Below are 8,414 nucleotides of genomic sequence, written 5' to 3' on the forward strand. Positions count from 1 at the left end.
GTTGAATGAACCGATCGGAGATGTGGCCGAGAGCCTGGGAATGACGACGGGAAGCGTCTATGTCGCGCGCAGCCGGGTCATCGCCCGACTGCGGCAGATCGTCGAGGGGTTTGAAGCTGAGCGTGATACGTGACCTGAGTCTGATGCGCGGATTCCGGATGGCGGACCGGTTGGTGGGTGATCTCTTCGAACCTTGTAACTGACTTTGCGATTGTAGAAGAATCTGCTCCGACAAAACCTTGTAGTGAAGCCTCGTGCCATGAACGATCGACATACTCAGCATTGCGATCACGCGAAGCTTGAAAAGCTGCTGACAGAATCACTTCCCGAGCCGGAAGAGTCGCTGATTGCAGAGCATCTCTCTTCATGCGACGACTGTCGTCGGGATTTTGAAGTCCTCGCCGCTCAAACCAACTGGTGGGAAGAAGCGAGTCAGCGACTCGCACGCAGCGCCGCTCGTCGCACGGTCATGACGAATTACAGTCCCCCACCTTACGACGAGGACGTCTCGCACTTTTCCTCGGACTTCGCGGTTGACTTTCTGGACCCCAGCGACGACGACCGATCGCTGGGGCGGCTGGGTGAGTATGAAGTGCTGGAAGTGATTGGACGGGGCGGGATGGGGATCGTGCTGAAATGCTATCAGCAGGAACTTCATCGTCACGTGGCGGTCAAGGTCCTGTCGCCCAATCTGGCAACCAGTGGTGCGGCCCGGCGTCGATTCGCCCGCGAAGCCCAGGCGACGGCGGCGGTCGTCCATCCTCACGTGATGGCGATCCACTCGGTGAATGCAACGGCCAAACTGCCGTTCCTGGTGATGCCCCTGGTTGCCTGTGAGTCGCTGCAGGAACGACTCGACCGGAAAGGGGCACTTGAACTGAAGGACATCCTTCGCATCGGAATGCAGACGGCGGCAGGATTGGCAGCGGCTCATTCCCAGGGGCTCGTGCATCGCGATGTCAAACCGGCCAATATCCTGCTGGAGAATAATGTCGATCGGGTGTTGCTGACGGACTTCGGCCTGGCCCGAGCAGTCGACGACGCGACACTCACCCGCACGGGAATCATTGCCGGAACGCCACAGTATATGTCACCCGAGCAGGCGAATGGTGACGCCGTTGATCGCCGCTCGGACTTGTTCAGCCTGGGAGGCGTGCTCTACGCCATGTGTACCGGTCGGCCGCCGTTTCGTGCGGAAACGACCTTCGGAATTCTGCGCCGGATCCGCGAAACCTCGCCTCGCCCGATTCGAGAGATCAATCCGGACATTCCCGCGTGGCTTGAGCGGATTGTCATGAAACTGCTCTCGAAAGATGCGGCCAGTCGCTTCGCCCGGGCTCAGGATGTTTCGAATCTCCTCGAAGCCTGTCTGGCGCACGTCCAGCAACCGACGACGGTCCCGTTTCCTCAAGGTGTCGGCGACTGGGAGTTGCGGCCGCAGGAAGGACGCTCCGCCTCCGCTGGCGCCGGGCGATCCCGGCGACTGGTCGGCAGGACAGTCATCGGTCTGGGATTTTGCACGCTCGCTGCCTGGGGAACGTGGAATCTCTTCACCCCGACCGATTCGCCAATGACGTCGGTTGGTAACGACCACCAGCAACTCGACGGTATCGATGCGGCCGGAGCGAGCGAATTACAAAAGGAAGCCAGGACTGTGTCCGTTCTGCCGCACTGGAACGACACCGCTTCGGAACTGGACGCTGTCGAAGAGCTGGTCGAACTGCTCGAGGCGATACTGGCGGACGACGCTGAATTCACCGATTCGAAGCACAATTGAGGTTGTCATGTCAAGTTTCCATTCAATGATCACCGCAGTTGTCGCGTGTCTCGTCCTGTTCCAGCACGCTGCGGCTGACGAGAAGTTTGATCCCACCCGCGATGTACTGGAGAGCCTGGAGGCGATGAGAGTCGGTCCCCTCGACTGGCCCCAATGGGGTGGCTCGTCTCGACGAAACAATACTCCTGCCGGGACAGCGATCCCCGTCCACTGGGATGTCCGCACAGGAGAGAATGTCCTGTGGTCAGTGCCACTTGGCTCGCAGACGAACGGAAGTCCGGTCGTGGCGAATGGCAAGATCTTTGTCGGAACGAACAATACTCACGGATACGTGAAACGCTACCCCTCTCAGATGAATCTGGGGGCCTTGATTGCGTTTGAAGAAAAGACGGGTGCATTCCTGTGGCAGGCGTCCACGCTGATGCTGGCAACGGGGCGAAGCAACTTCGTCGCCAGCTTGGGGAACTGTTCAACGCCCTATTGCGAGGGGAATCGCCTCTGGTACGTGACGGGACGTGCGGAAGTTGTCTGTCTCGATACGGAAGGGTTCCACGATGCCCAGAACGATGGTCCGTATAAGTCCGAGAGTAATAAGAATCGGGACGAGGACGACATTGTCTGGCACTTCGACATGATGACGCAGTTGGGAGTGACCCCTCACAAGCATAGTTCCTGCTCGATCACGTGCCTGGGGGAATATTGCTTTGTCATCACGGGTAACGGCGTGGATTCGAATCATCTGAGCATTCCGACCGCTAAGGCACCCAGTTTCATCTGCCTGAACAAGTCGACTGGCGAACTGATCTGGTCCGACAGTTCGCCGGGGGGAAACATCCTGCACGGCCAATGGTCAAGTCCCTGCATCTTCCACGCAGGGGGACGAGACCAAGTGGTCATGGCCGGGGGAGACGGATGGATCTACAGCTTTGACCCGGCAGGAGACGGACTGGGGCGAGCCAAACTCCTCTGGAAATTTGATGGAAATCCCAAAGCGGTCCAATACTCGGTCAATGTCGGCGGGACTGATCAGATCCGTAATCCGATTGTGGCGACGCCGGTATTCTACGATGGCTATCTCTATATCGGGATGGGGGAAGACCAGGAAAGCAGTGACGGAGCGGGGATGCTGTACTGCATCGATCCGACCCGTGAAGGGGACGTCAGCATTGAACTGGCGGTCGACTCTGAAGGGAAGGAAGTCCCCCCACAACGGCTGGCGGCCATTGATCCCACGCAGGGACACCAGGCAATTCCGAATCCCAACTCGGCCCTGCGATGGCAGTACGACCAAAGCGACCGTAACGAGAATCGGAAGATTGAATTTGAAGAGATCCTGCATCGTACGGTCAGCAGTGTTGCGATTAAGAATGATCTGCTGATTGTGCCCGACCTGTCAGGCGTTGTGCACTGCCTGGATGCGAAGCAAGTTAACGAGGGTAAGCCAGTTGTTTACTGGACTCACGACATGTTTTCGCCCGTCCAGTCTTCTCCGTTAATCGTGGAGGACAAAGTCTACATCTGCGACGTGGGTGGGGATGTTGTGGTCTTCGAACTATCAAAGACTCATCGGGTTCTCGCTGAGAATCGCTTCGACAAGTCTATCCGGACGACGCCGATTGTGGCGAACGACACACTCTATGTGGCCAGTCAGAATCGGCTCTATGCTCTCAAGTCCGGCGCCAATTCTCCGGGAAGCGATGCACGGCGGACGGACGAGACGACAGTCTCCGCGACGTCAAATCCCTTAGCTGAAACAATCGACGGACCTGTGTCCGGTCAAGGAAGTCGTCCGGCACAACCGCCTGCCCGTGAGCCGACCGTTGAGCCGAATTCTCAGACACCCTCCGCTGACTCATCCGTGGCTGAACCAGGTTCCTTGAAAACCGATAATCCATTGTCACGTCTGGAGAGCGCTGACGTGCTGCTGGTGGAAACAAAGGACGGTATCGCGGCTTACAGTTCGTCGCTTGGCAAGTGGGACACTCTGACAGTTGCAAATCCAGACGATGGTTCGTCGAGGTTGAAGAAGGCGACATTAAGCGATGTCTTCGCAAGTGTCGTGATCAATCAACAGATCTTTGGGTACAGCAGCAAGATTGGTCGCTGGGCTATGTTAAGACTTCCGCCTGAGATCGTGAGGGATGCGGAGCCGGTTCATTTGCGGAATACGCTGTCCGTCAAAATTGGAGATCAGATCTACGTCCTGTCATCCAGGAGTGGCGAATGGACTTCACCGGATGTTGTTCAGCCGGATTCGGTGCAGGGGGGACCCGAGCTGGTGGCTCCCGGAGATGCTCAAAAAAAACTGCGACTGGCGCTGGATTCTGCGGAGGTGAGACGGCTGCAGGATGAGGTTGCCAAGTATGAATCCCGATCAACTCGACAAGCCGAACAGATTCGGCAGATGTTGAAGGTCAGTCCGGTTGGCACTCCTGAATCAGATGCCATCCAGGACGCGCGACAGGCACTGGAAGAGACACTGGCCAAAGCACTGGATCTTAAGACCCAGATCGAGCAATCTCGATTACGGGAGATGCAGGCACGGCTCAGTCGGATGGAGGAGCAACTCGAACAACGAAAGGCTCAACGAACCCAGATTGTGAAACGACGTGCTACAGAATTGATTGAGGGTGAGGAGACTCGGTGGAGTGACCCGAAGTCTGTACCGTCTGTCGCTCGATCGAGTTCTGTGAGAGGAAGCTTCAGTAGCTCAACGCTTAACCGTTCGGCCCCGATCTTGGTGACCCCGAAGTCCGAGGAGAATTCTGCGAAGGCCACTTCCGGGCGCGACAACAGCACGCCGGCAAGCACTCCGCTTCGGGGTGAGCCGGTGACGCGAATTTCCGCGAAACCACTCGAGAAAAAACCGAACGAATTTTTTTCACTGAATCGGGACGGGAGTGAATTGAAGTTACTGTATCAGTTCGAAGGGCACCCCTTGATCGGATCTCCGGCGGTATCTCACGACGGTCAATGGATCGCGTTTGACGCGGCTCCCCTTGGTAACTCCGACGATATGCAGATCTTTGTCATGCCGATTGATGGTGGGCCCCCGAAACGCATCTGCTCAGGCCAGATGCCGACATGGTTCCCTTTCGGCCGGTACTTGCTCTGCACGCGTCAGGAACCCCGTTCGGGCATCTGGCGCGTTGATCGGGAGTCTCAGGAACGCACCTTTATCAGGCCTGGATCAGGTGGTCAGATGTCGCCCGAAGGTACCAAAGTTGCCGTGACCTTCAGCCCTGAACTTACGGTACTGGACCTGACACCCGGGACCAATCGCACCATTATCGGGGGGCGGTCCAATCCCTTTATTCACATCGTTTCTAATGGAACGTGGTCACCGGATGGGAAGTCATTCTGCTTTGTGGGTGTTCGTTCCAATGGCGCACGCGATATCTGCACGACGACGATGACCGGAATTGACGACATTGCCAATCTGAAGGTTCATCATACATTCCGCCAGAACATAATGACGGACTTTGCCTGGCATCCTGCGGGAGATCGGATTGTTTTTTCAGGGGTTTGTTCGGCTCGCAAGGGGCTGAAACAACTGTATGAGTTCGACCCTGACAAGCCTGGTTCGGTAGAGCTTGTGCCTGGTCAGGATCCGACGCGTAACAACTTTGACATGTCCTGGACGCCGGATGGACAGCGGCTGATCTATCTCAGCGGCGATTATTGCGACGACTGATTTCAGTCTTCGACCCGCTGCCTTCTTTCTCTCTTTTTTCTCGTGCGGATGCGGCGAGCGTGGATCGCCGTGCGCTCACACGATCGGATGTGGCTGACCAGTGGTTCCTCACGGAACGGGCTCACTCTGCGGAGATTTTCGATGAAGCGATACCGTACTCGTTCGAATCCCGACGGCACTCGACCCCTTGAGTGCTTCCCGGGTGGGGCCCTGGACGAGCGAACAAAGAATCGCTGTTCTGCGCAGAAAGAGTCCCGGCGCCCGGACAGAAGCGGGCACTCGATCCTCACTCTGGCACTGGAAGTGTTTATCGTGACGAGCCTGATCTGGATCGGGTTTATCGGGTGCCACTCGCTCTTCATTCCTGATCAAGGCGGCAACTCTGATGAGCTTCACGCTGAAGTTCAGCAGATCATGAGAACCGCGATGACATCCGACGGAAAGACACTCTGGTGTCAACTCGGGATGTGGGAACTGATTGCCGTCGATCTCGAGACGAATCAAGTCCAACCCGTGTATCGTCGCCGCAATGATGCGATCGGCAATTGGGGAATCAGCTTTGATGGCCGAACCGTTCTGTACTCCAACCAGGACAACGAAGTGGAAATCATTCGGGATGGTGCCACTCTCATTTCTGAACAAGTTCCAGAATGCCAGCGGTTGTTGACCGACCTGGCTGCGAATGGTCAGTCCGGAATCCGGGTCGCCAACGGAACACTCGCCCGTTACTGGAAGTTTTCCGAAGACGATCCGCTGGTCGTCGACTTCACCCTGGAAATCCCCGCAGGAAAACTGGCTCTGGACCCACGTGGCCAGGTTCTTGCCGTCTCGACATTGACAAATGGGATTGCCCTGTATGACGTGATGAATGGAGTGAGGATTCACTCATTTCGCGATGACAGTCGTCATGTGAAGTCACTGCTGTTTTCCGATGACGGCGGTTTGCTCGCGGTCGTGCAAGACCGGAACGTGATTGTCTATGACGCCCCGAGTGGTGAAAAACTTTGGCTGACGAAGATGTCTGAAGGGGTGCCGTTCATCAGCCTTGCTTTCACGCGGGAGAGTGGCTGGCTGGCCGCAACATCCCCCGCTGCGGGGATTCAGATCTTCGATGCGAGAGAGGGGACACCGCTGCATCGTCTGCCTGTCGAGGCGGAATTCCCTCGAATTGCTTTTGCCAGATCGAGCGACGTGATCTATTCGACCAGCGGAAATGGAACACTTCGTACATGGTCAATCTCTGAGAGTCGCGAAATGAGTCGGGTCGATCTGATTCAGCGTCTCAACGAAGGGCGTAAAAGTAAACGATGATTCATTGCGAAGATCTGAGGGAGACCGCAGTGAAACCTGAATGTGACTTCCTGAGCGGCAGAAGATTGATAAACTTCTGCTGATAGGTTGTGGGTTCACAGGGGTGCAGGCGATGCTGACGATCCTCGGTGGTGCTGCGAAACTGTGTGACGGAGTCACTCGTCGTGAACTCATGCGAGTGGGAGCGTTATCACTCTTCGGGGGGCTCAGTCTTCCGCGATTGCTTCATGCGTCGGAAGCGTCACCGCAAAAGCCCGCAGGCCGCGTCAAGTCGGTGATTCTCTTCAACCTGCTCGGTGGTCCCAGTCAACTGGATATGTTTGACATGAAGCCACTGGCACCTGTGGAAGTCAGGGGCGAATTTCAGCCCATCGCAACGTCAGTCCCCGGTTTACAAATCTGCGAGCATCTTCCGAACGTGGCCGGATTGATGCACAAGGCTTGTCTCATTCGAACGGTGTCTCACGGATATAACGCACACAATCCGTTGCCGATCATGACGGGATTTACCGACGGCAGCTTCGCCCAGATCAAGGCAGAACCGACAGATCCGCCAGATATCGGAGCCATCTGTCAGTACCTGGGAATGAGCCCCAAAGGGATGCCGGGCGCTGTCTGCCTTCCCTGTTATCCCGGCTGGGGTGAAAGTGCCATGTATCCGGGGATTCGACGACCCGGACCCTACGGTGGTTTTCTCGGTAGCCAATATGACCCGCTGTTCGCCGTCTGCGACCCGAAATTTCAGCGGGAACCGAAGGTATCGTACTACGACCCGGTTCTGCCGCTGGGCGAACCGCGGCTTCCTTCGCTGGACGAACTGCCCGGCATTACCGTTGACCGATTGAGTCGCCGTCGGTCGATTCTCGATCAACTCGATATCGAATTTGAAGAGACTCGCCGCTCGGGCGTCCTTGATCGATTGAGTCAGTTCCAGCAGCACGCGTTCGACATGCTGACCTCCAGCAGAACACGCGACGCGTTCGATCTCGATCAGGAAACGGATGCCCTGCGCGAGCGGTATGGACGGGACCTGAACGGATCGAGCATGCTGGTGGCGAGGCGCCTGGTTGAAGCTCAGGTCCCGTTTATCAGCGTTCACGCCGAGATTTTCGGGCGGTACGGACATTCCTACGACATGCACGAAAACAATTTCAGCATGCTCAAGGAGTATAACTTGCCCATTCTGGATCAGTGCGTCCCTGCTCTCGTCGAAGATCTTGAACAACGAGGGCTGCTCGATTCGACCCTGATCATCGTGATGGGTGAAATGGGCCGTTCTCCCAAAGTGAATTCCAAGGCGGGTCGAGATCACTGGCCTCAGTGCGGGTTCAGCCTGCTCTTCGGCGGCGGTGTGCAGCAGGGAATGGTCTTCGGCGAAACCGACTGGCAGGCTGCGTATCCCGTCAGCCATGCTGTCTCACCCGGCGATCTGGTTGCGACGGTCTATCACCTGCTGGGAATTGACCCGCACATGACAGTCCCCGACCGTCTCGGACGTCCGCTCGCAATCGCGCACGGTGGTAATACAATTCACGAGATCCTCAGTTGAAGAGGGTCCCCTCCTTCCTGGCTCGTCCAGTCTCGATCGCTGTACTTCCGCTCCGGTCGTGGTTCCCACGCTGAAAGTGGTTT

Annotated in this window: 4 protein-coding genes; all 4 read left to right on the plus strand. The window is 56.8% G+C overall.

The features are described from left to right. Nucleotides 1–259 precede the first annotated feature (259 nt). On the plus strand, nucleotides 260–1,777 hold the full coding sequence (locus VGE80_RS14220; RefSeq protein ID WP_373653438.1) for a serine/threonine-protein kinase: 1,518 nt from the start codon (nucleotides 260–262) through the stop codon (nucleotides 1,775–1,777). A gap of 7 nt (nucleotides 1,778–1,784) precedes the next feature. Further along, entirely contained in the window at nucleotides 1,785–5,471 is a 3,687-nt protein-coding gene (locus VGE80_RS14225) for an outer membrane protein assembly factor BamB family protein (protein WP_440593130.1), read from the plus strand. Nucleotides 5,472–5,783: 312 nt separating this feature from the next. Continuing rightward, nucleotides 5,784–6,782 carry a WD40 repeat domain-containing protein gene (locus tag VGE80_RS14230; protein WP_440593131.1) on the plus strand — a complete coding sequence of 333 codons (999 nt, stop codon included), beginning with the start codon at nucleotides 5,784–5,786 and terminating at the stop codon, nucleotides 6,780–6,782. Nucleotides 6,783–6,894: 112 nt separating this feature from the next. After that, nucleotides 6,895–8,331, plus strand: a complete 1,437-nt coding sequence (locus VGE80_RS14235; RefSeq protein WP_397568945.1) for a DUF1501 domain-containing protein — start codon at nucleotides 6,895–6,897, stop codon at nucleotides 8,329–8,331. The last annotated feature ends 83 nt before the right edge of the window (nucleotides 8,332–8,414 follow it).

It is taken from the genome of Schlesneria sp. (assembly GCF_036405755.1).
GTDB classification, from domain to species: Bacteria; Planctomycetota; Planctomycetia; order Planctomycetales; family Planctomycetaceae; genus Schlesneria; species Schlesneria sphaerica.